The sequence below is a fragment of the Enterobacter sp. C3_dUdeg genome, assembly GCF_057536195.1.
The window spans coordinates 1-25634 of record NZ_BAAKFX010000007.1; the positions used below are offsets into that span (position 1 = coordinate 1).

26 protein-coding genes and 2 rRNA genes are annotated in these 25634 nt (G+C 54.8%); 18 read left to right on the forward strand and 10 right to left on the reverse strand.

All coding sequences use genetic code 11. The features are described from left to right. From AC27FC_RS15830 to AC27FC_RS15840, 3 genes are all read left to right on the forward strand, one after another. Positions 1-544 (forward strand): 23S ribosomal RNA (locus AC27FC_RS15830); the annotation flags it as partial. 71 nt (positions 545-615) lie between these two features. Further along, positions 616-731: ribosomal RNA gene (gene rrf, locus AC27FC_RS15835) — 5S ribosomal RNA — on the forward strand. Between the two features lie 209 nt (positions 732-940). Continuing rightward, positions 941-2236 carry an MFS transporter gene (locus tag AC27FC_RS15840; protein ID WP_029741120.1) on the forward strand — a complete coding sequence of 432 codons (1296 nt, stop codon included), beginning with the start codon at positions 941-943 and terminating at the stop codon, positions 2234-2236. Here AC27FC_RS15840 and AC27FC_RS15845 read toward each other — a convergent pair. From AC27FC_RS15845 to trxC, 5 genes are all read right to left on the reverse strand, one after another. Next, positions 2233-2556 carry a YfiM family lipoprotein gene (locus AC27FC_RS15845; protein WP_033146245.1) on the reverse strand — a complete coding sequence of 108 codons (324 nt, stop codon included), beginning with the start codon at positions 2554-2556 and terminating at the stop codon, positions 2233-2235. The genes AC27FC_RS15840 and AC27FC_RS15845 overlap by 4 nt on opposite strands. Before the next feature lie 44 nt (positions 2557-2600). Then, positions 2601-3956: a CDP-diacylglycerol--serine O-phosphatidyltransferase gene (gene pssA / locus AC27FC_RS15850; protein WP_023333068.1), complete on the reverse strand. Its 1356-nt coding sequence runs from the start codon at positions 3954-3956 to the stop codon at positions 2601-2603. Positions 3957-4066: 110 nt separating this feature from the next. Beyond that, positions 4067-6730, reverse strand: a complete 2664-nt coding sequence (locus AC27FC_RS15855) for a bifunctional acetate--CoA ligase family protein/GNAT family N-acetyltransferase (protein WP_094935806.1) — start codon at positions 6728-6730, stop codon at positions 4067-4069. A 35-nt stretch (positions 6731-6765) separates the two neighbouring features. Further along, the gene (tapT, locus tag AC27FC_RS15860; RefSeq protein WP_196354981.1) at positions 6766-7464 is read right to left on the reverse strand and encodes a tRNA-uridine aminocarboxypropyltransferase; all 699 of its coding nucleotides are present in this window, start codon (positions 7462-7464) and stop codon (positions 6766-6768) included. 69 nt (positions 7465-7533) lie between these two features. Further along, the gene (gene trxC, locus AC27FC_RS15865; RefSeq protein ID WP_023308858.1) at positions 7534-7953 is read right to left on the reverse strand and encodes a thioredoxin TrxC; all 420 of its coding nucleotides are present in this window, start codon (positions 7951-7953) and stop codon (positions 7534-7536) included. Between the two features lie 204 nt (positions 7954-8157). On the opposite strand from trxC, the gene AC27FC_RS15870 reads away from it, so the two are divergent. After that, positions 8158-9288 (forward strand): tRNA/rRNA methyltransferase, encoded by a 1131-nt coding sequence (locus AC27FC_RS15870; protein WP_047060787.1) that lies wholly within the window; start codon positions 8158-8160, stop codon positions 9286-9288. A 48-nt stretch (positions 9289-9336) separates the two neighbouring features. On the opposite strand, the gene ung is transcribed toward AC27FC_RS15870, so the two are convergent. Beyond that, the gene (gene ung / locus AC27FC_RS15875; protein ID WP_023308856.1) at positions 9337-10026 is read right to left on the reverse strand and encodes a uracil-DNA glycosylase; all 690 of its coding nucleotides are present in this window, start codon (positions 10024-10026) and stop codon (positions 9337-9339) included. Positions 10027-10340: 314 nt separating this feature from the next. Here ung and grcA point away from each other — a divergent pair, with 314 nt between their 5' ends. Then, entirely contained in the window at positions 10341-10724 is a 384-nt protein-coding gene (gene grcA, locus AC27FC_RS15880; RefSeq protein ID WP_029741127.1) for an autonomous glycyl radical cofactor GrcA, read from the forward strand. Between the two features lie 49 nt (positions 10725-10773). Here grcA and srmB read toward each other — a convergent pair whose 3' ends face one another. Then, complete coding sequence (gene srmB / locus AC27FC_RS15885; RefSeq protein WP_196354980.1) at positions 10774-12102, reverse strand: ATP-dependent RNA helicase SrmB; 1329 nt, start codon at positions 12100-12102, stop codon at positions 10774-10776. Between the two features lie 132 nt (positions 12103-12234). Between srmB and trmN the strand changes: the two genes are divergently transcribed. After that, a complete protein-coding gene (gene trmN, locus AC27FC_RS15890) occupies positions 12235-12972 on the forward strand; it encodes a tRNA(1)(Val) (adenine(37)-N(6))-methyltransferase TrmN (RefSeq protein WP_094935802.1) in 738 nt (245 codons plus the stop codon). Here trmN and nadB read toward each other — a convergent pair. Continuing rightward, entirely contained in the window at positions 12957-14576 is a 1620-nt protein-coding gene (gene nadB, locus AC27FC_RS15895; RefSeq protein ID WP_094935801.1) for an L-aspartate oxidase, read from the reverse strand. The two genes, trmN and nadB, sit on opposite strands and share 16 nt — an antisense overlap. 340 nt (positions 14577-14916) lie before the next feature. Here nadB and rseD point away from each other — a divergent pair, with 340 nt between their 5' ends. From rseD to acpS, 12 genes are all read left to right on the forward strand, one after another. After that, the gene (gene rseD / locus AC27FC_RS15900; RefSeq protein ID WP_223862639.1) at positions 14917-15003 is read left to right on the forward strand and encodes a rpoE leader peptide RseD; all 87 of its coding nucleotides are present in this window, start codon (positions 14917-14919) and stop codon (positions 15001-15003) included. Continuing rightward, complete coding sequence (gene rpoE / locus AC27FC_RS15905) at positions 15000-15575, forward strand: RNA polymerase sigma factor RpoE (protein ID WP_006176728.1); 576 nt, start codon at positions 15000-15002, stop codon at positions 15573-15575. The genes rseD and rpoE overlap by 4 nt, the downstream gene beginning before the upstream one ends. A gap of 31 nt (positions 15576-15606) precedes the next feature. Further along, a complete protein-coding gene (gene rseA, locus AC27FC_RS15910) occupies positions 15607-16257 on the forward strand; it encodes an anti-sigma-E factor RseA (RefSeq protein WP_008502186.1) in 651 nt (216 codons plus the stop codon). Further along, a complete protein-coding gene (gene rseB / locus AC27FC_RS15915; protein ID WP_033146239.1) occupies positions 16257-17210 on the forward strand; it encodes a sigma-E factor regulatory protein RseB in 954 nt (317 codons plus the stop codon). Before rseA ends, rseB begins: the two co-directional genes overlap by 1 nt. Next, positions 17207-17683 (forward strand): SoxR-reducing system protein RseC, encoded by a 477-nt coding sequence (gene rseC / locus AC27FC_RS15920; RefSeq protein WP_023308850.1) that lies wholly within the window; start codon positions 17207-17209, stop codon positions 17681-17683. The genes rseB and rseC overlap by 4 nt, the downstream gene beginning before the upstream one ends. Positions 17684-17868: 185 nt before the next feature. After that, positions 17869-19668 (forward strand): translation elongation factor 4, encoded by a 1800-nt coding sequence (gene lepA, locus AC27FC_RS15925; RefSeq protein WP_032659499.1) that lies wholly within the window; start codon positions 17869-17871, stop codon positions 19666-19668. A gap of 15 nt (positions 19669-19683) precedes the next feature. After that, positions 19684-20658 (forward strand): signal peptidase I, encoded by a 975-nt coding sequence (gene lepB, locus AC27FC_RS15930; protein WP_069303186.1) that lies wholly within the window; start codon positions 19684-19686, stop codon positions 20656-20658. Between the two features lie 222 nt (positions 20659-20880). Further along, on the forward strand, positions 20881-21561 hold the full coding sequence (gene rnc / locus AC27FC_RS15935; protein WP_003860711.1) for a ribonuclease III: 681 nt from the start codon (positions 20881-20883) through the stop codon (positions 21559-21561). After that, positions 21558-22463, forward strand: coding sequence for a GTPase Era (gene era, locus AC27FC_RS15940; protein ID WP_006176722.1), 906 nt, complete (start codon positions 21558-21560; stop codon positions 22461-22463). The genes rnc and era overlap by 4 nt, the downstream gene beginning before the upstream one ends. A gap of 17 nt (positions 22464-22480) precedes the next feature. After that, positions 22481-23188 (forward strand): DNA repair protein RecO, encoded by a 708-nt coding sequence (recO, locus tag AC27FC_RS15945; RefSeq protein WP_039263761.1) that lies wholly within the window; start codon positions 22481-22483, stop codon positions 23186-23188. 75 nt (positions 23189-23263) lie between these two features. Continuing rightward, a complete protein-coding gene (gene pdxJ, locus AC27FC_RS15950) occupies positions 23264-23995 on the forward strand; it encodes a pyridoxine 5'-phosphate synthase (RefSeq protein ID WP_032659491.1) in 732 nt (243 codons plus the stop codon). Further along, on the forward strand, positions 23995-24375 hold the full coding sequence (gene acpS / locus AC27FC_RS15955; protein WP_023294331.1) for a holo-ACP synthase: 381 nt from the start codon (positions 23995-23997) through the stop codon (positions 24373-24375). The genes pdxJ and acpS overlap by 1 nt, the downstream gene beginning before the upstream one ends. Here acpS and AC27FC_RS15960 read toward each other — a convergent pair. Together AC27FC_RS15960 and AC27FC_RS15965 are read right to left on the reverse strand one after the other, a co-directional pair. Then, positions 24372-24632 (reverse strand): YfhL family 4Fe-4S dicluster ferredoxin, encoded by a 261-nt coding sequence (locus tag AC27FC_RS15960; protein ID WP_008502177.1) that lies wholly within the window; start codon positions 24630-24632, stop codon positions 24372-24374. The genes acpS and AC27FC_RS15960 overlap by 4 nt on opposite strands. A gap of 46 nt (positions 24633-24678) precedes the next feature. Further along, a complete protein-coding gene (locus AC27FC_RS15965; RefSeq protein ID WP_023333056.1) occupies positions 24679-25527 on the reverse strand; it encodes a MurR/RpiR family transcriptional regulator in 849 nt (282 codons plus the stop codon). Between the last annotated feature and the right edge of the window lie 107 nt (positions 25528-25634).

The following is a 25634-nucleotide window of genomic DNA, read 5'->3' on the forward strand; positions in this document are numbered from 1 at the left end:
GCTCGAGCAGGTGCGAAAGCAGGTCATAGTGATCCGGTGGTTCTGAATGGAAGGGCCATCGCTCAACGGATAAAAGGTACTCCGGGGATAACAGGCTGATACCGCCCAAGAGTTCATATCGACGGCGGTGTTTGGCACCTCGATGTCGGCTCATCACATCCTGGGGCTGAAGTAGGTCCCAAGGGTATGGCTGTTCGCCATTTAAAGTGGTACGCGAGCTGGGTTTAGAACGTCGTGAGACAGTTCGGTCCCTATCTGCCGTGGGCGCTGGAGAATTGAGGGGGGCTGCTCCTAGTACGAGAGGACCGGAGTGGACGCATCACTGGTGTTCGGGTTGTCATGCCAATGGCACTGCCCGGTAGCTAAATGCGGAAAAGATAAGTGCTGAAAGCATCTAAGCACGAAACTTGCCCCGAGATGAGTTCTCCCTGACCCTTTAAGGGTCCTGAAGGAACGTTGAAGACTACGACGTTGATAGGTCGGGTGTGTAAGCGCAGCGATGCGTTGAGCTAACCGATACTAATGAACCGTGAGGCTTAACCTTACAACGCCGAAGCTGTTTCGGCGGATGAGACAGACACGATTTTCAGCCTGATACAGATTAAACAGAATTTGCCTGGCGGCTTTAGCGCGGTGGTCCCACCTGACCCCATGCCGAACTCAGAAGTGAAACGCCGTAGCGCCGATGGTAGTGTGGGGTCTCCCCATGTGAGAGTAGGGAACTGCCAGGCATCAAATAGAAGAACCCCGTACCGTAAGGTGCGGGGTTTTTTGCTTTGTGCTTATCCTCTCTGGCCTTTCTCTTAATCCCTTATCCTGCTAATGGAATGTGTGATCCCTGTCGCAATGTTATTTATAACAAAATTATAACATTTCATTTACGAGGTAATTGAGTCTCCTGGCTCAATACGCCGCTGTTTATGGCAGGAGCATAATCACAATGACAGAAAGCATTACATCAAACGGGACGCTGGCTAACAGTGATACCCGAAGAAGGGTATGGGCAATCGTCAGCGCCTCTTCAGGGAATCTGGTTGAATGGTTCGACTTTTACGTCTACTCATTCTGTTCACTCTACTTCGCTCATATTTTCTTCCCATCCGGCAACACCACAACGCAGCTGCTACAAACAGCGGGGGTTTTTGCCGCAGGGTTTTTAATGCGACCCATCGGGGGTTGGCTGTTCGGTCGCATTGCGGATCGTCGCGGCCGAAAGGCTTCTATGCTGATCTCGGTGTGCATGATGTGCTTTGGTTCTCTGGTGATCGCCTGCTTGCCGGGATATGAATCGATTGGTACCTGGGCACCGGCGCTACTTTTACTGGCCCGCTTATTTCAGGGATTATCGGTGGGCGGAGAATACGGTACCAGTGCGACCTACATGAGTGAGATTGCACTGGAAGGCCGTAAAGGTTTTTACGCCTCATTCCAGTATGTCACGCTGATTGGTGGTCAACTGCTGGCCATTCTTGTGGTGGTGATCCTGCAGCAAATCCTGACGGACGAACAACTTCACGCCTGGGGATGGCGAATTCCTTTCGCGATGGGTGCAGTACTGGCGGTGGTCGCACTTTGGCTACGCCGTCAGTTAGATGAAACCTCTCAGAAGGAAGTCAGAACGCTGAAGGAGGCTGGAACATTCAAAGGGTTATGGCGTAACCGCAAAGCTTTCCTTATGGTGCTGGGCTTTACTGCGGGCGGCTCTCTTAGTTTCTACACGTTCACCACCTATATGCAGAAGTACCTTGTGAACACCACCGGCATGCACGCAAACGTTGCCAGCGTAGTCATGACCGTGGCGCTGTTTGTCTTTATGCTCATACAACCTATTATCGGTGCGCTCTCGGATAAAATCGGTCGACGAACGTCGATGCTGATTTTTGGCGGGCTGTCGGCGTTATGTACCGTACCTATTCTGTCTGCCCTTCAGCATGTGACTTCGCCATATGCCGCGTTTGCGCTGGTGATGCTGGCGATGGTGATTGTCAGTTTCTATACCTCTATTAGCGGAATACTGAAAGCCGAAATGTTCCCGGCGCAGGTACGTGCTTTAGGGGTAGGGCTCTCTTATGCGGTAGCTAATGCGTTGTTTGGCGGATCGGCGGAGTACGTTGCGTTATCGCTTAAATCATGGGGAAGTGAAACGACATTCTTCTGGTACGTAACGATAATGGGCGCACTGGCCTTTATTGTTTCCCTGATGTTGCATCGCAAAGGGAAAGGCATTCGACTTTAATAGCGCGCCATCTGCCACACGGCATAGCCGGTCGTTGCGCCGGCGACATCCCAGGCGAAATCTTTCCAGCTCCAGCCGCTCCCTGCGGGGCGGCTATCCCACAGTTCTTTTGATGCTCCAAGACTGACTGAGAACATCAACCCTATCGCCGCGCTACGATCCCGGCTGTATCCCTGATGCTGCGCATATTCATTGCCGGCTGCGGACAACATCGCGGAAGCGAGGAAATGCTGGGCTTTATCCTGTCCGGACCAGTTATCGTTGGCCATATGGCTACAGCCAGTCAGAAAGAGGACGCTAAGTAACAGAGGAATACGCATCAACGGCTCCATAAAAAAGCCCTGCGGGTGGCAGGGCCTGGACATTACAGAATGCGGCTGATAAGTCGGTCGATACGGATACGACGTAAGCGGCGGATAAGCTTGCGGACTTTTACCGGATAATCGGCAATGCTCTGCAGTTCGCGGTAATGATTAACTACAGTGGTATGCGTGCGAATCAGCTCCAGCTCACGTTCACGTTTTGCGGCTAACTCGTGCTGCGGGTCATGGATTAGGATAGCGTTTTCCAGATCCAGTCGCCACGCGCGTGGGTTCAGGTTATTACCGGTCAGCAGCATCCACTCATCGTCGACCCACATTCCTTTCAGATGGTAAGTGTTGTCCTCATCTTTCCAGAGACGCACAACCAGCTGGTCAGTGTTTACGTAATACTGTAAACGGCTCAGGAAACGGCGCAGGTTGATCTCATAGAGATAAGGCAGCGCACCGATGATTTTGAACGGCTGATCTTCAGGAATGAAAAAGTCGTTTGCGGTTTTATCACCAACGATGATTTCCACTTTTTTACCGTCGCGCAGCAGCTGAATGATATTACGCACCAGCACGGCAGGAAGGTTGAAGTACGGCGTACAGATGGTGAGTTTCTGCTCCGCGCACGGCATCAGATGGAATATCGTTTTGTTCAGCAGGCTTGATTTACCGAGCCCTACCAGCGGGGTAACGGATAACTCTTCGTTGTTCGCATCACCCTGGAAATGATAGACCGCATCACGCAGCTCCTGGCGGAAGGCGCGAACATCGTTTTTGATTTCCGGGCTTTTAGGACGCTCAGGATCGTCAAGGCGATTAACACCGCGGCCATGGACCAGATTTTTATCAACCCAGTTAAACATGATATCGGCCATCTGCGGATTACGGATCAGATGGTAGCGGTCGTAGCGATATTTATCGAGCTGATGAAGGTAAACATCATTCAGACTTGCGCCGCTGTAAAGCACGCTGTCATCAATGATGAATCCCTTGAAATGAAGGACGCCGAGCGCTTCACGGGTATTAACCGGGACGCCATAAACAGGCACATCAACGCCAGGATTTTCCTGCGCCGTGCGGCAATACCAGTCAGCATTGGTGTTTGAGGCGGCAGCGCCAATACGGCCACGCTGAGCGCGATGCCAGTCTACCAGCACGCGAACATCAAGTTCCGGACGCTGACGTTTGGCTTCATAGAGCGCGTTCAGGATCGCGCGCCCACCTTCATCCTGTTCAAGATAGAGCGCTACAATGCAAATGCGTCGCGTGGCGCTGGCAATCTTTTCCAGAAGCGTCTCCCGAAAATGAGCGGGAGCGTAAAAGAACTCTACATCATCAACTGACTGAGAAATCTTCGGTAGTTGAGCAAGGTGTTGTTGATGTTTATTACGCTTAAATTTTGACAACATCACAGTGCGTTTCTTCTCTGTTCATTGAAGGGTTGTCTGTACCATGCAAACAACATAAGCGGACAATGATACCACCAGTCCCGTCCAAAGTGGGTAACATTTCCAGTAGCTTACTCGCGTTTGTCTGCTGATGTCAGACTGAGGGACAAGGCCACAATACCTTCGTCCAGCTGAATATCAACGTCAAACCCAAGTTTTCGCGCAAGGGTCACCATACCGCGATTGTTAGGCATAGTAATGCCATTGAGGCGTAACAATCCGTGATCTCGCGTATAACTGATAAGTTTTTCCAGCAGCCGTCTGCCCAGACCCAGGCCTTTAAGATCGGAGCGCACCAGCACCGCAAACTCCGCATCGACGTTATCCGGGTCAGAAATAGCACGCGTGACGCCGAGGATCTCATCCCCCTTATCGGAGCGACGAACGGCAACAAACGCCATTTCTCGATCGTAGTCGATCTGGGTCATATTGGCTAAATCATCGTGGGTAAATTCGTTGATTTCGCTAAAATAGCGATAATAAAGATCCTCTTTCGTGACCTGAGAGATAAAGGCCCGCAGCTGGGGCTCATCTTCCGGCAGAATAGGGCGGAACAAGGCGCGTTCCCCATTCTTCATCTCAACCCACTCTTCCAGCTGCAGGGGATACGGGCGGATCGCCAGACGGCTCTCTCTGTCTCCTTCGAATGGCGCGATATCCAGGGTCACGTCCAGCGCCGTAAACTCATTGCCCGAGGCGAGCAGCGGATGAATGTCCAGCCGCTGGATTTCGGCACAATCCACAATCAGGTTAGACACCTGCACCAGGAACTGACTTAACCCGGCTATATCAAGCGGGCGCAGCGCACTCCGGCCACGGATCTTTTTACTTTTAATCGCCTGGATGATCATATAACGCGCCAGGTTCATGTTCAGCGGCGGTAACGCCACCACGGCCTGCTCCTCCGGACGCCACTCAACGCCACCCTCTCCCAGCATGATGAGCGGGCCGAAGACGGGATCGTGTTCAACCACCACCCGTAATTCCTGAGCCCCTGCGCGGTTTGCCATGCTTTGCACCAGCAATCCGTGGATCCTTGCCTGCGGCCAGGCCATTTTGACCCGATCAAAAATGGCATCAGCTGCCTGCTGCACCTCAGTCGCCGTACGCAGGTATAACATAACCCCCTGAACATCAGACTTATGCGGGATATCCGGGGAGCGGAGCTTCAGGGCCACCGGATAGCCAATCTGTTCAGCAATATGCACGGCCTCAGCGCTGTCGCTGGCGATCCAGGTCGGCAGGGTTTGCATCCCGTAGCTGCCCAGAATGGGCTGCACTTCATGCGTATCAAGCGAGGTCGCGCCCTCTTCGATAGCCTGCTGCAACAGCCGGTGAACGTCGACGGTGTTCGCCGTCAGATTCCCCGGCAAAGCCGGCGTCTCACGCAGCTGTTTCTGGTTGCGGCGATATTCCACCATATGCATAAACGCGGTGATGGTGCCTTCCGGCGTGCGGTAGGTTGGCAGCCCGGCCTCGCTGAACAAGCGCCGCGCCTCCTGAGAGGAAAACTCACCGCACCAGTTGGTGAGCAGGGTAACGTATTTACCTCGCGGATGGTTGCGCACGGCGTCAATGAGCGCGCGCGCGCTTTCACTGCCCGGCGCGACCGCGCTGGGGGAGTGGATAATCATCAGCGCATCGAAATCCTGGCTATCCAGCAAAATGGATATCGCCCTGATGTAGTGGTCGCTGCTGGCGTCATCGCGCAAATCAAGCGGATTGCCGGGCGTCACGCTGGTCGGAAGCGCTTCTTTCAGGCGCTGCAGCGTCTCTTCACTCAGCGTTGCCAGCTTGCCGAAGCGCCGCCACAGCTCGTCCAGCGCGAGTGCGGCAGGCGCCGCACCGTTACTGACAATCATTAGCTTCTCACCGCGCAACGGGCGCATATGGCTTAACGTCTCAACGGCGGAAAAAAGCTCGTGCGTATCCTGTACCCGCAGCAACCCCGCGCGCTGAATGGCGGCGTCCCAGGCGGGATCCATGCCGGAATGAGAATGCAGCAGACGCTGTGCCGCAGGGCTGCGTCCGCTTTTGATCACCAGGATCGGCTTATTACGCGAAGCGCTTCGCGCAGCCGAGACAAAACGACGCGCGTCGCTGAGGTGCTCAAGATAAAGCAGGATCGCGCTGGTTTTGCCGTCACGCGCCAGAAAATCCAGCAGCTCATCAACGTCGATATCCAGGCTGTCTCCCAGGGCAATGAAGTAGGAGAATCCCATTTCACGCTGCTGCGCCCAGTCGAGGATGGTGTTCGATACCGCAGCCGACTGCGAGATAAACGCCAGTTTGCCTTTGCGGATCGGGACCGGGGAGAAACTGGCATTCAGCCCCTGCCAGGGGGCGAGCAGGCCCAGACTGTTTGGCCCAAGAATGCGCATTTGATAGCGGCTGGCGCAGGCCAGAAGCTCGGCTTTCTGTTCAGGCGGAGACGAGAGAATTATGCAGGTTTTACACCCTTTCTTGCCGAGTGATTCCAGCAGTTCCGGGTTGCGCTTCGCGTTTGTACAGAGTACGGCAAGATCCGGCACGAAAGGCAGGCTTTGTACATCAGGCCATGCAAGTACCCCCTGAACGGCCTTATAGGACGGCGTGACGGGCATGACGGGGCCATTAAATCCCCCGGCCAGCAGATTACGCATCATCAGATAGCCAGCACGATCCGGCTTCATTGATGCGCCGATAACGGCAATGGATTTAGGACGAAGTAGCGCTTCTAACCCTCGCTGGCTCATGCAGGCCTCCTGTGAATGCAAGCGACCTGATGATTTTAAACGCTTTCTGGCTCGGGCGCTGTGACGCTGCCCTTATGAACGGTTTTTCCCGCCAGATAGCGCTCCCGGAAGCATGAGAAATGGTTGCCCAGAGCCCCAGCCGCAGCGGTATCTCCCGCTAAATCCAGAAGCGCAATCGCCACTTCGGCGGTGCAGTATTGCCCGTCAGCATGCGCTTCACGCAGGCGGTAGGCGGAGACGCGGGAAAGATCGACAGAAATCACCGGCAGCGCGTCGAGATAGGGGCTTTTGCGAAACATTTTTCGCGCTTCGGTCCAGGTACCGTCCAGCATGATAAACAGCGGTGGTTTACCGGATGGCGGCGTTGAAAGCACCTGGCGCTCCGCGCCTGCATAAGACGCGGGGAAAACGACCATAGGCTGATAGTCCGGGCTGGCCACTAAATCGAGCAGGGCCTGAGGCGGCTCCGTACGGGACCACTGAAACGCGGCGGTATCCGGCAGAATATCGGCGATAAGACGCCCCGTATTGCTGGGTTTCATCGGCTCGGTATCGAACATGACCAGACAAAAACGGCTCTGTGCCGTACTCGGTGCCAGCGTCTCGCACAGACAAACCTTCAGCGGCAGCAGGCAGCGCTGACAGCGGCGAATACGGTTGCCTCGTGCGAGGAACGGTCGGGTGGCGCGCGCAAGGCGTTCGGCGCGTAATTTAAGAACGGCGTTATCAGTCATGGGCGAAATGCAGGAAAAACGCTATTTTCGCAGAGGCGGGAGCGGGGCACAAGACGTGCCCCGTGAATGTTACAGCGACTCGTTTAACCAGCTTTCAAAAGGTGCTTTTGGAACCGCGCCGTTAAGCATATCGATCACTTCGCCATTTTTGAAAATCATAATGGTCGGGATGCTGCGAATACGAAAACGTGCGCTCAGTTCGGGTTCGGCTTCGGTATTGACCTTAACGAACCGCATTTTTCCGCTGCGCTCTTCGGCCACATCTTCGAAAATCGGCGCGAAGCTACGGCATGGGCCGCACCATGGCGCCCAGAAATCGATCACGACAGGAAGATCGTCCTTGAGGAGTTTGTCCAGCGTAGCACCCGTCGCGTTAATGACATCGCCATCAAATAATTCATGGCCACAACGTCCGCATTTCGCACCATCTTCCATCCGATCGTCCGGAATGCGATTAAGAGCCTGACAGTTGGCACATACGGTATTCATAACTAACCTCTGATAGAGCCGTGGGACAGCGGCACAACGCCGATAATGTTTCTAATATGTTACATATTATCAATGAGCCTGTTTGAAACAACAATGCGTTTTATTCAATGAGAACAATAGTCACAGGCTTTTGTACGAAATTATGGCTATGCGCTGGCACATCGGGTAATCTGCGCGCTTCGCGCAGCGCTGGTGGAGAAAAGCATGAACGACGAAATGAAAAACAAAAGCGGCAAGGTCAAAGTGATGTATGTCCGCAGTGATGATGACTCTGATAAACGCACCCAAAATCCGCGTACCGGAAAAGGTGGCGGGCGTCCGGCGTCTTCTCGTGCAGACGGTGGCCGTCGCCCCGCCCGCGATGACAGAAATAACCGCGGTGATGACCGCAAACGTGACGATCGCAAACGCGATGACCGTCCGCGTTCCGACCGCCCACGCAGTGACCGTTCACGCGACGATCGTCCGCGTGATGACTTCTCACGTGATAACGCCTCACCGTGGCGCACCGTTTCTCGCGCCCCTGGCGATGAGACGCCGGAAAAAGCCGATCACGGCGGTATCAGCGGTAAAAGCTTTATCGACCCGGAAGTGCTGCGCCGTCAGCGTGCGGAAGAGACCCGCGTGTATGGCGAGAACGCCTGCCAGGCGCTGTTCCTGAGCCGTCCTGAGTGTATCGTCCGCGCCTGGTTTATCCAGAGCGTGACCCCGCGCTTCAAAGAAGCGCTGCGCTGGATGGCCGCGAACCGTAAAGCCTACCACGTGGTTGATGATGCCGAGCTGACCAAAGCGTCCGGCACTGAACACCACGGCGGCGTCTGCTTCCTGATCAAAAAGCGTAACGGCACGACCGTGCAGCAGTGGGTCAGCCAGGCGGATGCCGATGACTGCGTGCTGGCCCTGGAAGATGTGGGCAACCCGCACAACCTGGGCGCAATGATGCGTAGCTGCGCGCACTTTGGCGTGAAAGGCGTGCTGTTGCAGGATGCCGCGCTGCTGGAATCCGGTGCCGCGATCCGTACTGCGGAAGGCGGAGCCGAGCACGTACAGCCGATCACCGGCGACAGCGTTCTGGACGCACTCGAGCAGTTCCGTAAAGCGGGTTATTCCATCGTGACCACCTCAAGCCATGCCGGTACGCCGCTGTTTAAAGCGACGTTGCCGCGCAAAATGGTGCTGGTGCTGGGGCAGGAACGTGATGGTCTGTCTGACGCGGCGCTCTCCAGTGCGGATCTGAGCGTCTCTATCGACGGAACAGGCAATGTGGAAAGTCTGAACGTATCCGTTGCGACCGGCGTACTGCTGGCCGAATGGTGGCGTCAGAACAAGGCATAAGCCATTATGCTTTTTGTATGCCCGGTGAGCCGGGCATACAAACTCAAACTACTCGCTCTCTGCCGGTAATACAGGCATCCAGTCAATCGGCTTTTCGCCACGTTTTTCCAGCCATTCATTCGCCAGAACAAAATGATTACTGCCAAAGAAACCGCGATGTGCAGACAGCGGTGACGGGTGCGGTGCTTTCAGCACGTGATGACGCTGACGGTCAATAATCGCCCCTTTCTTCTGCGCGTGAGAACCCCAGAGTAAAAACACCACCCCTTCACGATGCTCGTTGATAAGGCTGATGACTTTATCGGTAAACGTCTCCCAGCCCAGACTGGCGTGCGAGTGCGCCTGACCCGCCCGTACGGTAAGCACCGTATTCAGCAACAGCACGCCCTGGCGCGCCCAGCTTTCCAGGTAACCGTGGTTTGGCCGGGTAAAACCGGGCACGGTTGCTTCAAGCTCTTTATACATGTTGAGCAGAGAAGGGGGGATAGCCACGCCCGGACGAACGGAAAACGCCAGCCCATGCGCCTGCCCGGGGCCGTGATAGGGATCCTGGCCCAGAATGACCACTTTCACATCGCTCAGTTCGGTGTAGCGAAAGGCGTTAAACACGTCTTTCTGCGGCGGGTAAATCGTCTGTCCGGACTGACGCTCAGCGGCAACGGTGCTGAGCGTATTGATAAAATAAGGCTGCTGCTTTTCTTCTGCCAGCACGTCATGCCAGGTTAAAGGTGTCGTCATCTCGCTCTCCTGCGAATCTCAATCTCTGACTAGCTTACCTGTTTCACCCCGGTGAGCAAAATTACGCGCTGAAATACGTGCTAAGTGGCTAAATTTATTTTGAAAAGATACAGGGTAAGTTGAATTGGTAAGGCTGTTAAATTGATCTAAAACAATAAATTCAAACCACACTCTTTATGTGGTTGGTGTTTTTGTTGATTTAAATCAATAAATCGCCGGGGTGTGAATGTTATATATACACACAAGAAACAATGGTTTTACCAATTGGCCGCGAGAGGCCGACACGAGTTAATGTAGCCTAAGGGAGGCAACACATGATTACAGGTATCCAGATTACTAAAGCTGCAAATGACGATCTGCTCAATTCTTTCTGGCTGCTGGACAGCGAGAAGAACGAAGCGCGCTGCGTCGTTGCGAAAGCGGGTTTTGCTGAAGATGAAATCGTACCGGTAAACAAATTGGGCGAAATCGAATACCGTGAAGTTCCTATGGAAGTGCAGCCGGAAGTGCGCGTGGAAGGGGGTCAGCACCTGAACGTTAACGTGCTGCGCCGCGAAACGCTGATGGATGCCGTTGAGCATCCAGAAAAATACCCACAGCTGACTATCCGCGTGTCTGGCTATGCGGTTCGCTTTAACTCACTGACTCCAGAACAGCAGCGCGACGTTATCGCCCGTACCTTTACTGAAAGCCTGTAACGGCTTCAGCAGGGGGGAATAAAAAAGCCGGGGATTTCCCCGGCTTTTTTTACTCTTCAGTTTTCGTCTCTGATGCGGCAGAGCTTGGCTTACGGCGCTTACCAATATTTTTGGTATCGCGGTGGCGCTGCTTCACGCGCGGTTTCTCTTTTTCTTTCTCTTTTCTCTCAGCACGTTTTGCGAGCGCTTTCTTGGACGGTTTACCCGTCATCTTTTCACTCGGCGCACGCGTGGTCGGGCGGAGTTCGTCAATAACACGCGCTTTCAGCGGCTCATCAACATAGCGGCCAATCTTCTGCAGCAGCAGGTAGTCATGCGCTTCGACCAGTGAAATCGCAATCCCTTTGCGGCCCGCGCGGCCGGTACGGCCAATGCGGTGCAGGTAGGTATCTCCGCTGCGCGGCATATCGAAGTTAATGACGTGGCTGACGTCCGGGATGTCGATCCCACGTGCGGCAACGTCAGTCGCAACCAGCACGTTAACGCGACCATCGGTCAGACGCTTAATCCCTTCGGTACGCTTAATCTGCGCCATCTCGCCTTCAAGATAGCAGTTGTTGATCCCGGCGTTACGCAGCATCTCAGCCAGCTCGTGCACGCGCTCGCGCTTACGCACAAATACTATTGTGCGCAGAGCATCTTCCTGCTTCAGCAGGTGTTTCAGCAATTCGACCTTGTGCTCAAGGTTGTCCGCGCGGTAGTACCACTGGTGGATCTTCTTACGCTCACGGGTGGACGGCGTCGCCGAGACTTCCACCGGATCTTCCAGCAGACGCTCTGCGAAGTCTTTGATCGCTTCCCCTTCGAGGGTGGCAGAGAACAGCATCGTCTGGTTACGCCAGCGCGTTTCCCCTGCAATGTGCTCGATATCCTGTGCGAAGCCCATGTCCAGCATGCGGTCGGCTTCGTCGAGGATCAGCGTTTCAACCGCGCGGCAGTCGAAGTTCTCTTCTTTAATGTACTGCAGCAGGCGGCCCGTCGTCGCAACGACGATGTCCTGGTTTTCGCTGAACACTTCGGCGTGGTTCATGTACGCAACGCCGCCGGTGATGGTGGCGATATCCAGATGAGTATTTGCCGCAAGTTCACGCGCGTGATCGGCAACCTGCATTGCCAGTTCGCGCGTAGGCGTCAGGATCAAAATACGCGGCGGGCCAGATTTTTTACGCGGGAAGTCGAGCAGATGCTGCAACACAGGCAGCAAATAGGCTGCTGTCTTCCCCGTGCCGGTTGGCGCAGAACCGAGCACATCGCGGCCCTCAAGCGCAGGCGGAATGGCCGCTGCCTGAATGGCGGTCGGGCGTGTAAAGCCTTTGCTCTCAAGTGCATTGAGCAGGCTTTCATCGAGTTCAAGTTCGGAAAAAGTCGTTACAGTCATGTTCTACCTCTGTGTGGGGCGCTGATTATAGACGTTACGGCTGTAATCTTCATCTGTTTGTATGGATATCGCTTTTCGGCCACTTCGCTTTCCCCTATGCTACTCCAGTTTCACTTAGAAGGTTGCCCTGACATGTCTCAACTCAAAGCGCAGCTGCGCCGCGATGGTTTTACGTTTAAACAATTTTTTGTCGCGCACGATCGCTGTGCCATGAAGGTCGGTACAGACGGTATTTTACTGGGAGCGTGGGCGCCTGTCGCAGGTGTTAAGCGTATTCTTGATATCGGTACCGGCAGCGGGCTGGTGGCGCTGATGCTGGCGCAGCGTACGGAAGAACATGTCATCATTGATGCCGTCGAACTGGACGCGCAGGCCGCAGAGCAGGCGAGTGACAATATGGCCGAATCCCCCTGGGCAGCGCGAATGAAGGTGGAATGCGCAGATGTGCTCGCCTGGGCGCCTGAACAAACCGCGCGTTACGATCTGATCGTCAGCAACCCTCCCTACTACGAGCCCGGCGTTGAGTGCGGGACACCCGAGCGTGAACAGGCGCGTTATACCGGCTCCCTCGATCATAAAGCGCTGCTCACCAGCGCGGCAGAACTCATCTCCGAAGAGGGTTTTTTCTGTGTGGTCCTGCCAGAGAGTACCGGCTACACGTTCATCGGTATCGCGCAGGAGATCGGCTGGACGTTACGTCTGCGTACCGATATTTCGGATACGGAAGGTCGACTGCCGCACCGCGTGCTGCTGGCGCTCTCGCCAAAAGAGGGTGAATGCTTTAATGACCGAATGGTGATCCGTGGGCCAGACCAGCGCTATTCCGAAGATTACACTGCCCTGACCCAGGCATTTTATCTGTTTATGTAAACCTGCGGGGCGAGTATCGACGGGCCGGATTCAGCAAGCTGATCCGGGTAGTCCAGGGTATAGTGCAGCCCGCGGCTCTCTTTACGCATCATCGCGCAGCGAACAATCAGCTCGGCAACCTGCACCAGATTGCGCAGCTCCAGCAGATTATTGGATACGCGGAAATTAGCATAATACTCATCAATTTCCTGTTGCAGCATGGTGATGCGGCGCAAGGCGCGTTCCAGGCGTTTCGTGGTGCGCACAATCCCTACGTAGTCCCACATAAACAGCCGTAGTTCATGCCAGTTGTGCTGGATCACGACCAGCTCGTCCGGATTATCCACGCGGCTTTCATCCCAGGCTGGCAGGCGCTCTGTCTCGCGGGCGTAAGGCATGCGCTTCGTGATGTCTTCCGCCGCCGACCAGCCGTACACCAGACACTCAAGCAGCGAGTTAGAGGCCATACGGTTCGCGCCGTGAAGTCCGGTATAGCTGACCTCACCGATAGCATACAGACCGTCTACGTCAGTACGCCCATGATCGTCAACCATCACGCCACCGCAGGTATAGTGGGCCGCTGGCACAATGGGCACCGGGTCACTCGTTAAATCAATGCCAAGGTTGAGCAGCTTCTCGTAAATCATCGGGAAATGCTGGCGAATGAACTCTGCTGGCTTATGGCTGATATCGAGATACATGCAGTCCACGCCAAGACGCTTCATTTCATGATCGATGGCGCGGGCAACGATGTCACGCGGGGCCAGTTCACCCCGGGCGTCAAAGTCGGGCATAAAGCGGGAGCCGTCAGGGCGTTTCAGATACGCGCCTTCACCGCGCAGGGCTTCCGTCAGCAGGAAGTTGCGCGCCTGGGGATGGAACAGGGCGGTTGGGTGAAACTGATTAAACTCGAGGTTCGCCACCCGGCAGCCAGCGCGCCAGGCCATAGCGATACCGTCTCCGGAGGCTATGTCCGGGTTCGTGGTGTATTGATACACCTTGGAGGCGCCGCCCGTCGCCAGCACCACTGCCTTCGCCTGACAGGTCTCCACCTTCTCTTTATTACGGTTCCAGACCCAGGCGCCCACCACGCGACGCGTGCCGGGCAGGCCAATCTTGTCAGAGATAATCAGGTCAACGGCATTGCTTCGCTCGAGAACCCGAATATTAGGATGGTTCAGCGCTTTGCTGACCAGCGTGGTTTCCACTTCTTTTCCGGTGGCATCCGCTGCGTGCAGGATGCGGCGGTGACTATGGCCGCCTTCGCGAGTCAGGTGGTAGCTCTCTTCACCGTTGGGTTGAACCTGAGTATCGAATAAGACGCCCTGGTCGATGAGCCACTGAACGCAGTGACGGGCATTGCTGGCGACAAACTCTGCGGCGTGTGCATCCACGATCCCTGCTCCGGCAATGAGCGTATCCTCGACGTGGGATGCAATGCTGTCTGTCTCATCAAAAACGGCGGCAATGCCGCCCTGGGCATAAAACGTGGAACCTTCACTTATCGGTCCTTTACTCAGAACGATAACGTTTTGATGCTCGGCCAGGCGCAGCGCCAGAGAGAGACCGGCAGCGCCGCTGCCGATGATCAGTACATCACAATGGAGTTCAGGTGTTGTGTTCATGATTGTTGTTTAATTTACTAAACAGTGTTGGGTCAGAATAGCACCTGAATGCGATATATCGCACGTATTTTTTTAGAGGCTGTCGCAATGGCTAAACGCGTAAGCGGAGGTAAACGGAGGGTAAATGAGTGAAATTATTTTGCGAAGCAGATCGTTAGCGTCAGATTTTGTGGTGAAATAAAGCCTGTGTTGCGTTACTCTTCTGGCGGGAAAAAGATGTTTCTTGTCATAAAGTGGTGCGTATCGTGAACAGACTTATAATGAGAGAAAATAAACGGTCTGCGGCGCGATGAACAAAAACAAAGGCGTTACGGAACTTATTGAAGATCAGACACTCTAAATGGTGCTTGCTCAAAGTGCGGTATTTTTAGAGTGGCGTTTCGATAACGCGTGGAATTTAGGTTTGGGGAGACATTACCTCGGATGAGCGAGCAGTTAACGGACCAGGTCCTGGTTGAACGGGTCCAGAAGGGAGATCAGAAAGCCTTTAACCTACTGGTGGTCCGCTACCAGCATAAGGTGGCGAGCCTGGTTTCCCGCTATGTACCGTCAGGCGATGTGCCTGATGTGGTGCAAGAGTCTTTTATTAAGGCCTATCGCGCGCTGGATTCTTTCCGGGGAGATAGTGCTTTTTATACCTGGCTGTACCGTATTGCGGTCAATACGGCAAAGAATTATCTGGTCGCTCAGGGCCGTCGTCCGCCTTCAAGTGATGTGGACGCAATCGACGCCGAAAACTTTGAAAGCGGCGGCGCATTGAAAGAAATTTCGAACCCTGAGAACTTAATGTTGTCAGAAGAACTGAGACAAATCGTTTTTCGCACGATCGAGTCGCTCCCGGAAGATTTACGTATGGCAATTACGTTACGGGAGCTGGATGGTCTGAGCTATGAAGAGATAGCCGCTATCATGGATTGTCCGGTCGGCACGGTACGTTCACGAATTTTCCGTGCGCGAGAAGCTATTGATAATAAAGTTCAACCGCTTATCAGGCGTTGACGATAGCGGGATACTGGAAAAGGTATTAGGCATGCAGAAAGAAAAACTTTCCGCTTTAATGGATGGTGAAACGGTGGATAGTGAGCTGCTCAACGAGCTGTCTCATTCACCCGAAATGCAAGAGACCTGGGAGAGTTACCATCTCATCCGTGACACCCTTCGCGGTGACACCGGCGAGGTTCTCCATTTCGATATCTCAGCCCGCGTCATGGCGGCGATCGAGAATGAGCCTGTTCATCAGACCACTCCGCTGATTCCTGAAGCTCAACCCGCGCCTCACCAATGGCAGAAAATGCCGTTCTGGCAAAAGGTGCGTCCGTGGGCCAGCCAGCTTACCCAAATGGGTGTGGCTGCATGCGTATCGCTTGCAGTTATTGTTGGCGTCCAGCACTATAATACTCAGTCTGAAACTAATCAGCAGCCAGAAGCGCCAGTGTTTAACACACTGCCGATGATGGGCAAAGCCAGCCCGGTAAGCCTGGGCGTACCGGCTGATGCATCCGCCAGCGGCGGTCAGCAACAGCAGGTTCAGGAGCAGCGCCGTCGCATTAATGCGATGTTGCAGGATTACGAGTTGCAGCGTCGTCTGCACTCTGAACAGCTTCAGTTTGAGCAGGCGCAGACACAGCAAGCTGCTGTGCAGGTGCCCGGAAACCAAACTTTAGGAACGCAATCGCAGTAATGAAGCAACTTTGGTTCGCCATGTCTCTGATGGCGGGTAGCCTGTTCTTCTCTGCCAACGCCTCGGCTGATGTTTCATCCGGGGCGTTGTTGCAGCAAATGAATCTGGCCAGCCAGTCACTCAATTATGAGTTGGCATTTATCAGCATCAATAAGCAGGGCGTCGAGTCGTTACGCTATCGTCATGCCCGTCTTGATAAGCAGCCGCTCGCCCAGCTTTTACAGATGGATGGCCCGCGTCGGGAAGTGGTCCAACGTGGTAATGAAATCAGCTATTTCGAGCCAGGCCTGGAGCCTTTCACGCTGAATGGCGACTATATCGTTGATTCCCTGCCGTCACTCATTTACACCGACTTCAAACGGCTTGCCCCTTACTACGATTTTATTTCAGTAGGGCGTACCCGCATCGCGGACAGACTGTGCGAGGTAATTCGCGTTGTTGCCCGGGACGGAACGCGCTACAGCTACATCGTCTGGATTGATGCCGAAACCAAACTCCCCATGCGTGTTGACCTGCTCGACCGTGACGGTGAAACGCTGGAACAGTTCCGGGTTATCTCCTTCAGCGTGAACAATCAGGTTGGCAACAGCATGCAGAATCTGGCTAAGGCCAGCCTGCCGCCGCTGCTTTCTGTTCCTGCCGGGGATTCCGTTAATTTCAACTGGGTACCTGCCTGGATCCCGCAAGGGTTTAGCGAAGTGTCCAGCAGCCGTCGTCAGCTGCCAACGATTGAAACGCCGGTAGAATCGCGCCTCTATTCGGATGGTTTGTTCAGCTTCTCGGTGAATATTAATCGCGCAACGGCAAACAGCGCCGAACAAATGCTGCGTACCGGGCGCCGTACGGTGAGTACAACGGTACGCGATAACGCAGAGATCACCATTGTGGGAGAACTCCCTCCGCAGACGGCGAAGCGCATCTCCGACAGCATTAAATTCAGGGCTGCACAATGATCAAAGAGTGGGCGACGGTTGTCTCCTGGCAAAACGGCATTGCGCTGGTGAGCTGCGATGTTAAAGCCTCATGTAATAGCTGCGCATCACGCGCCGGCTGCGGCAGCCGCGTGTTGAATAAGCTCGGGCCACAAACATCGCACACGATTTCTGTGCCAAGCGAACAGCCGCTGATGGCGGGGCAGAAGGTGGAACTGGGCATCGCGGAAGGCAGCCTGCTCAGCTCCGCTATGCTGGTGTATCTCTCTCCGCTGGTCGGCCTGTTTATCATGGGCGGCCTGTTTCAGATGCTGTTTGGTACCGATGTGGCCGCTATGTGCGGTGCCGCATTGGGTGGCGTGGGGGGATTCTGGCTTGCCAAAGGGCTCTCTCCGACGCTCGCCGCGCGCGAGGAGTGGCAGCCTGTCATTCTCAGCGTTGGGCTGGCACCAGACCAGCTTCGTGTTGAAACGCTCTCTTCTGAGGCCCGGTGATCCATCGGGCTTTATCATTTTTTACACCCTAAAACAGAAAACGGCCTTTCTTCACGCTATACCTGCTTCTAAGTGCATTTCCAGGTAGCGAGGATGTAGTGTAGAATGCTGCGTTTTCGCACTGAAAAACGTCAGGCTAAGAACAGCGGCCTCCAGGAATTCGTAAGGCATAATTATTTAACTATATGAAGAACATACGTAACTTTTCGATCATTGCTCACATTGACCACGGTAAGTCGACGCTGTCTGACCGTATTATCCAGATTTGCGGTGGCCTGTCTGATCGTGAAATGGAAGCCCAGGTTCTGGACTCCATGGACCTGGAACGCGAACGCGGTATCACCATTAAAGCGCAGAGCGTTACGCTTGATTACAAAGCGGCTGATGGTGAAACCTATCAACTGAACTTTATCGACACCCCAGGCCACGTTGACTTCTCCTATGAGGTTTCACGCTCGCTCGCGGCCTGTGAAGGCGCGCTTCTGGTGGTGGATGCCGGGCAGGGCGTTGAAGCCCAGACCCTGGCAAACTGCTACACCGCGATGGAAATGGATCTCGAAGTTGTGCCGGTTCTGAACAAGATCGACCTGCCAGCCGCCGATCCTGAACGCGTAGCGGAAGAGATTGAAGATATCGTCGGCATTGACGCGACCGATGCCGTGCGCTGCTCCGCGAAAACCGGTGTGGGCGTGACCGACGTGCTGGAACGCCTGGTACGTGACATTCCGGCCCCGGAAGGCGATCCGGATGGCCCGCTGCAGGCGCTGATTATCGACTCCTGGTTCGATAACTATCTGGGCGTTGTCTCTCTGGTGCGTATTAAAAACGGCACCATGCGTAAAGGCGACAAAATTAAGGTAATGAGTACCGGACAGGTCTACAACGCAGACCGTCTGGGCATCTTCACGCCAAAACAGGTTGACCGTACCGAGCTGAGATGCGGCGAGGTAGGCTGGCTGGTCTGCGCCATTAAAGACATCCTCGGCGCGCCGGTGGGCGATACCCTGACCGGTGCACGTAACCCGGCAGATAAAGCGCTGCCAGGCTTTAAAAAGGTGAAACCGCAGGTTTACGCGGGTCTGTTCCCGGTCAGCTCTGACGACTACGAAAACTTCCGTGACGCGCTCGGTAAACTGAGCCTGAACGATGCTTCCCTGTTCTACGAGCCAGAAAGCTCAACGGCGCTGGGCTTCGGCTTCCGCTGTGGCTTCCTCGGTCTGCTGCACATGGAGATCATTCAGGAACGTCTGGAGCGTGAATACGATCTGGATCTGATCACCACGGCGCCGACGGTAGTCTATGAAGTTGAAACCACCTCGAAAGAAGTGATCTACGTCGATAGCCCGTCCAAGCTGCCGCCGCTGAACAACATTCAGGAGCTGCGTGAGCCTATTGCAGAGTGTCACATGCTGCTGCCGCAGGAATTCCTGGGGAACGTCATTACGCTGTGTATTGAGAAGCGTGGCGTGCAGACCAACATGGTTTACCACGGTAACCAGGTGGCGCTGACCTATGAAATCCCGATGGCGGAAGTGGTACTCGACTTCTTCGACCGTCTGAAGTCGACCTCCCGTGGCTATGCGTCACTGGATTACAACTTCAAACGCTTCCAGGCCTCCAACATGGTGCGTGTGGACGTGCTGATCAACGGCGAGCGCGTGGATGCGCTGGCGCTGATCACCCACAACGACAATGCGCCGTACCGCGGTCGCGAGCTGGTTGAGAAGATGAAAGATCTGATCCCGCGTCAGCAGTTCGATATCGCGATTCAGGCGGCGATTGGCAACCACATTATCGCGCGTTCAACCGTGAAACAGCTGCGTAAAAACGTTCTGGCGAAGTGCTATGGCGGTGACGTCAGCCGTAAGAAAAAGCTGCTGCAGAAGCAGAAAGAAGGTAAGAAGCGTATGAAGCAGGTCGGTAACGTCGAGCTGCCGCAGGAAGCATTCCTTGCCATCCTTCATGTTGGTAAAGACGGCAAATAACCCTAAGGAGTTGGCATGGCGAACATGTTTGCCCTGATCCTGGTCATTGCTACCCTGGTAACAGGTCTGCTGTGGTGTCTGGATAAGTTTATCTTCGCCCCAAAACGTCGTGAACGTCAGGCTGCCGCTCAGGCAGCCACTGGAGATGGGATTGACGCGAAAACCCTGAAGAAAGTCGGCCCGAAACCGGGCTGGCTGGAAACGGGCGCCTCGGTATTTCCGGTGCTGGCGATTGTGCTGGTGGTACGTTCGTTTATTTACGAGCCGTTCCAAATCCCATCAGGTTCAATGATGCCAACGCTGCTGATTGGTGATTTTATTCTGGTAGAGAAGTTTGCCTACGGCATTAAAGATCCTATCTACCAGAAAACGCTGATCGAAACCGGTCATCCGAAACGTGGCGACATCGTGGTGTTTAAATATCCGGAAGATCCGCGCCTGGACTACATCAAGCGCGCGGTAGGTCTGCCGGGTGATAAAGTCACTTACGATCCGGTTGCGAAAGAAGTCACCGTTCAGCCGGGCTGCAGCTCCGGTACCGCCTGTGAAAACGCGTTGCCAATCACTTACTCAAACGTTGAGCCAAGTGACTTTGTGCAGACCTTTGCCCGTCGTAACGGCGGCGAAGCGACCAGCGGGTTCTTCCAGGTTTCGAAAGGTGAAACCAAAGAGGACGGCATCCGTCTGGTTGAGCGCAAAGAGACGCTGGGCGATGTGACGCACCGAATCCTCACCGTGCCAATCGCGCAGGATCAGCTGGGTATGTACTATCGCCAGCCTGGCCAGCAGCTGGCGAGCTGGATTGTACCGCCAGGACATTACTTCATGATGGGTGACAACCGCGATAACTCTGCGGACAGCCGTTACTGGGGCTTTGTGCCGGAAGCGAATCTGGTCGGCAAAGCCACAGCCATCTGGATGAGTTTTGAGAAGCAGGAAGGCGAATGGCCGACCGGTGTACGCCTGAATCGTATCGGCGGAATCCATTAATTCTCAATAAATGAACGCGTAGCCGCGTTAATTAGCGGCTACGTGAATTATTTCCACGATAAATCTCTTCGAACTAACGACATCCCCTGTCGTTGTGTATAGAATATTCCCCCGAAGTTTAAGGTTGGCCCTGCAAGGGTGCCACGGCACACGAAACCGCGTTGGTTTTCTCAGGTCGGTTTCGTGTGCTGCATTTTTGACGCATTCATTTATTGGTATCGCATGAACCCCATCGTAATTAATCGGCTTCAACGGAAGCTGGGCTACACTTTTCATCATCAGGAGTTGTTGCAACAGGCATTAACCCACCGCAGTGCCAGCAGCAAACATAATGAGCGTCTCGAGTTTTTAGGCGACTCTATTTTAAGTTTCGTGATTGCGAATGCGCTTTATCATCGTTTCCCGCGTGTGGACGAGGGTGATATGAGCCGCATGCGTGCCACGCTGGTTCGGGGTAATACCCTTGCGGAAATCGCGCGCGAATTTGAGCTGGGCGAATGTCTGCGTCTTGGACCGGGTGAACTGAAAAGCGGCGGCTTCCGTCGTGAATCTATTCTTGCCGATACGGTCGAAGCATTAATTGGTGGTGTGTTCCTGGACAGCGATATCCAGACCGTAGAAAAGCTGATCCTGAACTGGTATCAGACCCGTCTGGACGAAATCAGCCCGGGCGATAAACAAAAAGATCCAAAAACGCGTCTGCAGGAATATTTGCAGGGTCGTCATCTGCCGCTGCCGTCTTATCTGGTGGTGCAGGTGCGTGGCGAAGCGCACGATCAGGAATTTACCATCCATTGCCAGGTCAGTGGCCTGAGTGAACCGGTGGTGGGCACAGGTTCAAGCCGTCGTAAGGCTGAACAGGCTGCCGCCGAACAGGCGTTAAAAATGCTGGAGCTGGAATGAGCGAAGAGAAAACCTATTGCGGATTTATTGCCATCGTCGGACGTCCGAACGTTGGCAAATCCACCCTGCTGAATAATCTGCTTGGGCAGAAGATTTCAATCACCTCGCGTAAGGCGCAGACCACGCGTCACCGCATCGTCGGCATCCATACTGAAGGCGCGTATCAGGCGATCTACGTCGATACCCCGGGCCTGCACATGGAAGAGAAGCGTGCCATCAACCGCCTGATGAACAAGGCGGCGAGCAGCTCGATCGGCGACGTAGAGCTGGTGATTTTCGTTGTGGAAGGCACCCGCTGGACGCCGGACGACGAGATGGTGCTGAACAAGCTCCGTGACGGCAAAACGCCGGTCATCCTCGCGGTCAACAAAGTTGATAACGTGCAGGAAAAGGCCGACCTGCTGCCGCATCTGCAGTGGCTCGGTAGCCAGATGAACTTCCTTGATATCGTTCCGCTGTCTGCTGAGACCGGCCTGAACGTGGATACCATCGCGGGCATCGTGCGGAAGCATCTGCCGGAAGCGATTCATCACTTCCCGGAAGACTACATCACCGATCGCTCTCAGCGCTTTATGGCGTCTGAAATCATCCGTGAAAAGCTGATGCGTTTCCTGGGTGCTGAACTGCCTTACTCCGTAACGGTAGAGATCGAGCGTTTCCAGACCAACGAGCGCGGTGGCTACGATATCAACGGCCTGATCCTCGTTGAGCGCGAAGGGCAGAAGAAGATGGTTATCGGCAACAAAGGGGCCAAGATCAAAACCATCGGTATCGAAGCCCGTAAGGACATGATGGAAATGTTCGAAGCGCCGGTTCACCTCGAACTGTGGGTGAAAGTGAAATCTGGCTGGGCCGATGATGAGCGTGCTCTGCGCAGCCTCGGTTACGGCGAAGACCAGTAACATAAGACGACGAGCATATGGATGGATGGCAGCGCGCCTTTGTCCTGCATAGTCGTCCCTGGAGCGAAACCAGCCTCATGCTGGACGTCTTCACGGAAGAGTCGGGCCGCGTGCGCCTTGTTGCGAAAGGCGCACGTTCCAAACGTTCTAATCTGAAAGGCGCCCTACAGCCTTTCACGCCGCTGCTGGTACGCTTTGGTGGGCGAGGGGAAGTGAAAACCCTGCGCAGTGCTGAAGCCGTCTCCCTGGCGCTTCCTCTTTCCGGCATCACGCTCTACAGCGGTCTGTATGTCAACGAACTCATCTCACGCGTTCTTGAACATGAGACCCGCTTCTCTGAACTTTTCTTCGATTATCTGCACTGTATCCAGTCGCTGGCTGGCGCAACCGGCACGCCCGAACCCGCCTTGCGTCGTTTTGAACTGGCGCTGCTGGGCCACCTCGGATACGGCGTAGATTTTCTGCACTGCGCGGGCAGCGGTGATGAGATAGAAGACACTATGACCTACCGCTACCGCGAAGAAAAGGGCTTCATTGCCAGTATCGTGATAGACAACAGCACCTTTACCGGGCGCCAGCTCCGGGCGCTGTATGAGCGCGAGTTTCCCGATCTGGACACCCTGCGCGCAGCAAAACGCTTTACCCGGATTGCCCTCAAGCCGTATCTTGGCGGCAAGCCCTTAAAGAGCCGCGAATTATTCAGGCAGTTTGTGCCGAAACGTTAACGTTTTACCCCTCACCCCAGCCCTCTCCCGGAGGGAGAGGGGGAAGAGAAATGAACCAAAATACCGAGGATTGTCATGGCTGAATTACTGTTAGGCGTCAACATCGACCACATCGCCACGCTGCGTAATGCGCGCGGCACGGCGTATCCCGATCCGGTTCAGGCGGCGTTTATCGCTGAACAGGCTGGCGCTGACGGCATTACCGTTCACCTGCGTGAAGACCGTCGCCATATCACCGATCGCGACGTGCGCATTCTGCGCCAGACGCTGGACACCCGTATGAATCTGGAGATGGCAGTCACCGAAGAGATGCTGGCGATTGCCTGCGAGACCCAGCCGCATTTCTGCTGCCTGGTGCCGGAAAAACGCCAGGAAGTGACCACCGAAGGCGGTCTGGACGTGGCCGGTCAGCTCGACAAAATGCGCGATGCCTGCAAGCGCCTGGCGGATGCCGGTATCCTGGTTTCTCTGTTTATCGACGCCGATTTCGCCCAGATTAAAGCGGCGGCCGACGTGGGCGCACCGTATATCGAAATCCACACCGGCTGCTATGCCGATGCCAAAAACGATGCCGAACAGGCCAAAGAGCTGGAGCGTATCGCTAAAGCGGCCACGTACGCCTCAAGCCTGGGACTGAAGGTTAACGCCGGTCACGGCCTGACCTACCACAACGTGAAGGCCATTGCCGCCCTGCCGGAAATGCACGAGCTGAACATCGGCCACGCCATCATTGGCCGTGCGGTGATGAGCGGCCTGAAAGAGGCGGTCTCAGAGATGAAACGCCTGATGCAGGAAGCGCGTCAGTAATGGCCATTCTGGGCTTAGGCACCGATATCGTTGAAATAGCCCGCATTGAAGCGGTGATCGCCCGTAGCGGCGATCGCCTCGCAAGACGCGTGCTGAGCGATAACGAGTGGGCCATCTGGGAAGCGCATCAGCAGCCGGTGCGTTTTCTGGCAAAGCGCTTTGCGGTAAAAGAGGCGGCGGCCAAAGCCTTCGGGACCGGCATTCGTAACGGCCTGGCGTTTAATCAGTTCGAAGTGTTTAACGATGAGCTGGGCAAACCGAGCCTGCGTCTGTGGGGAGAAGCGCAAAAGCTGGCGGAAAAGCTGGGGGTGAATCATATGCACGTGACGATCGCGGATGAACGTCACTATGCCAGCGCGACGGTGATCATCGAAAGTTAAAGTTTGTCCGCGTGGTGCATCAGGACAAACTTATCCCATAGCTGCTCTTCGCTCTCGACGTGGGCCGGATCCTTCAGGATGGTATTCGGGATCGGGCACACTTTCTGGCAGGTCGGCGTTTCATAGTGGCCGATGCATTCCGTGCAGCGGTCGCTGTTAATCTCATAAATGCTGTCGCCCATCGAAATCGCCTGGTTCGGGCATTCGGGCTCGCACATATCGCAATTAATGCATTTTTTGGTAATTAACAGCGCCATCAGGAAATTCTCAGAAACAACACAAACCGGGGGGGCATTATACGCGTCAAACCAGTTTCTTTACCAGTTCTTCGCTGTGACGAATGCGCTCGGGCGCGCGCTCCAGATCCTGCTGCACCAGCGCCATAAACAGCAGGTCCGTCAGCATCATTTGCGCGCTGGTGGACGAGATAGCCGCGCTGCGCGTGGCCTGTTCCTCGGCAATGGTATATAAACAGCGCGTTGCCCGCTGCTGGAGGGCATTCGGTGTAAAACCGGTGATCGCCAGAATTTTACCGCCGACGCGCAGCGCTTCATCAGTTGCCATGTTGATTTCACGGCGCTCGCCGGAGTAGGAGATGGCCAGCAGCAGATCGTCAGGATCCATTGCCTGTACGGTTGCCAGCAGGGCGTGCATATCCTGCTCGACGATGGCGTTAAGCCCAATTTTCGTCAGCTTCCAGCCAAAGTTACGCGCCACAAGTCCGGACGCGCCGATACCGGTCAGAATGATCCTCCGCGCGCCGCGCAGCATCGCCACGCTCTCCAGCAGCTTCTCTTCAGTGTTCACATCGAGCGTCGCGTGCATGGCCGCCACGTTCTCTTTGATCAGCTTTTCGCCAACCAGCCGCATCGGGTCATCGCCGCGGATCTGATTATGCACCGGCATGGACTGCGGATTGGGGTTGCTCACCAGCGCTTCGCTGATCGCCAGCTTGAGGGCGGGGAATCCCTTAAAGCCAATCTTCTGGGCAAACTTCACCACGCTGGACTGGCTCACGCCGGCTTCACTCGCCAGCTGCTGCGAGCTGAGATGGCGCGCGCGATCGGGTTGAGAAAGCAGAAAATCCGCCAGCTTCTTGTCGCTTTGGGCAAAGCCTGCATAGCGCTGGCGAATGCGAATTAAACAGTTCATAGGGTCTCCTGGCGAAAATGTGATTATCTGCGCAAATACGAATTTTGCTCGCCTGAATGAATTTTATATTCCATTATAGTGTGATTATTATGAATTAAAAATTCTTG

What these genes read in the sequence shown, in the direction of transcription:
- trxC (WP_023308858.1), bottom strand. Translation starts at nt 7,953, where the DNA reads ATGAATACCGTATGTGCCAACTGTCAGGCTCTTAATCGCATTCCGGAC.
- AC27FC_RS15840 (WP_029741120.1), top strand. Translation starts at nt 941, where the DNA reads ATGACAGAAAGCATTACATCAAACGGGACGCTGGCTAACAGTGATACC.
- pdxJ (WP_032659491.1), top strand. Translation starts at nt 23,264, where the DNA reads ATGGCTGAATTACTGTTAGGCGTCAACATCGACCACATCGCCACGCTG.
- rseA (WP_008502186.1), top strand. Translation starts at nt 15,607, where the DNA reads ATGCAGAAAGAAAAACTTTCCGCTTTAATGGATGGTGAAACGGTGGAT.
- rseD (WP_223862639.1), top strand. Translation starts at nt 14,917, where the DNA reads ATGGTGCTTGCTCAAAGTGCGGTATTTTTAGAGTGGCGTTTCGATAAC.
- nadB (WP_094935801.1), bottom strand. Translation starts at nt 14,576, where the DNA reads ATGAACACAACACCTGAACTCCATTGTGATGTACTGATCATCGGCAGC.
- rseB (WP_033146239.1), top strand. Translation starts at nt 16,257, where the DNA reads ATGAAGCAACTTTGGTTCGCCATGTCTCTGATGGCGGGTAGCCTGTTC.
- era (WP_006176722.1), top strand. Translation starts at nt 21,558, where the DNA reads ATGAGCGAAGAGAAAACCTATTGCGGATTTATTGCCATCGTCGGACGT.
- lepA (WP_032659499.1), top strand. Translation starts at nt 17,869, where the DNA reads ATGAAGAACATACGTAACTTTTCGATCATTGCTCACATTGACCACGGT.
- rnc (WP_003860711.1), top strand. Translation starts at nt 20,881, where the DNA reads ATGAACCCCATCGTAATTAATCGGCTTCAACGGAAGCTGGGCTACACT.
- ung (WP_023308856.1), bottom strand. Translation starts at nt 10,026, where the DNA reads ATGACGACACCTTTAACCTGGCATGACGTGCTGGCAGAAGAAAAGCAG.
- AC27FC_RS15960 (WP_008502177.1), bottom strand. Translation starts at nt 24,632, where the DNA reads ATGGCGCTGTTAATTACCAAAAAATGCATTAATTGCGATATGTGCGAG.
- trmN (WP_094935802.1), top strand. Translation starts at nt 12,235, where the DNA reads ATGTCTCAACTCAAAGCGCAGCTGCGCCGCGATGGTTTTACGTTTAAA.
- AC27FC_RS15845 (WP_033146245.1), bottom strand. Translation starts at nt 2,556, where the DNA reads ATGCGTATTCCTCTGTTACTTAGCGTCCTCTTTCTGACTGGCTGTAGC.
- tapT (WP_196354981.1), bottom strand. Translation starts at nt 7,464, where the DNA reads ATGACTGATAACGCCGTTCTTAAATTACGCGCCGAACGCCTTGCGCGC.
- recO (WP_039263761.1), top strand. Translation starts at nt 22,481, where the DNA reads ATGGATGGATGGCAGCGCGCCTTTGTCCTGCATAGTCGTCCCTGGAGC.
- AC27FC_RS15965 (WP_023333056.1), bottom strand. Translation starts at nt 25,527, where the DNA reads ATGAACTGTTTAATTCGCATTCGCCAGCGCTATGCAGGCTTTGCCCAA.
- grcA (WP_029741127.1), top strand. Translation starts at nt 10,341, where the DNA reads ATGATTACAGGTATCCAGATTACTAAAGCTGCAAATGACGATCTGCTC.
- lepB (WP_069303186.1), top strand. Translation starts at nt 19,684, where the DNA reads ATGGCGAACATGTTTGCCCTGATCCTGGTCATTGCTACCCTGGTAACA.
- pssA (WP_023333068.1), bottom strand. Translation starts at nt 3,956, where the DNA reads ATGTTGTCAAAATTTAAGCGTAATAAACATCAACAACACCTTGCTCAA.
- srmB (WP_196354980.1), bottom strand. Translation starts at nt 12,102, where the DNA reads ATGACTGTAACGACTTTTTCCGAACTTGAACTCGATGAAAGCCTGCTC.
- rpoE (WP_006176728.1), top strand. Translation starts at nt 15,000, where the DNA reads ATGAGCGAGCAGTTAACGGACCAGGTCCTGGTTGAACGGGTCCAGAAG.
- AC27FC_RS15870 (WP_047060787.1), top strand. Translation starts at nt 8,158, where the DNA reads ATGAACGACGAAATGAAAAACAAAAGCGGCAAGGTCAAAGTGATGTAT.
- AC27FC_RS15855 (WP_094935806.1), bottom strand. Translation starts at nt 6,730, where the DNA reads ATGAGCCAGCGAGGGTTAGAAGCGCTACTTCGTCCTAAATCCATTGCC.
- acpS (WP_023294331.1), top strand. Translation starts at nt 23,995, where the DNA reads ATGGCCATTCTGGGCTTAGGCACCGATATCGTTGAAATAGCCCGCATT.
- rseC (WP_023308850.1), top strand. Translation starts at nt 17,207, where the DNA reads ATGATCAAAGAGTGGGCGACGGTTGTCTCCTGGCAAAACGGCATTGCG.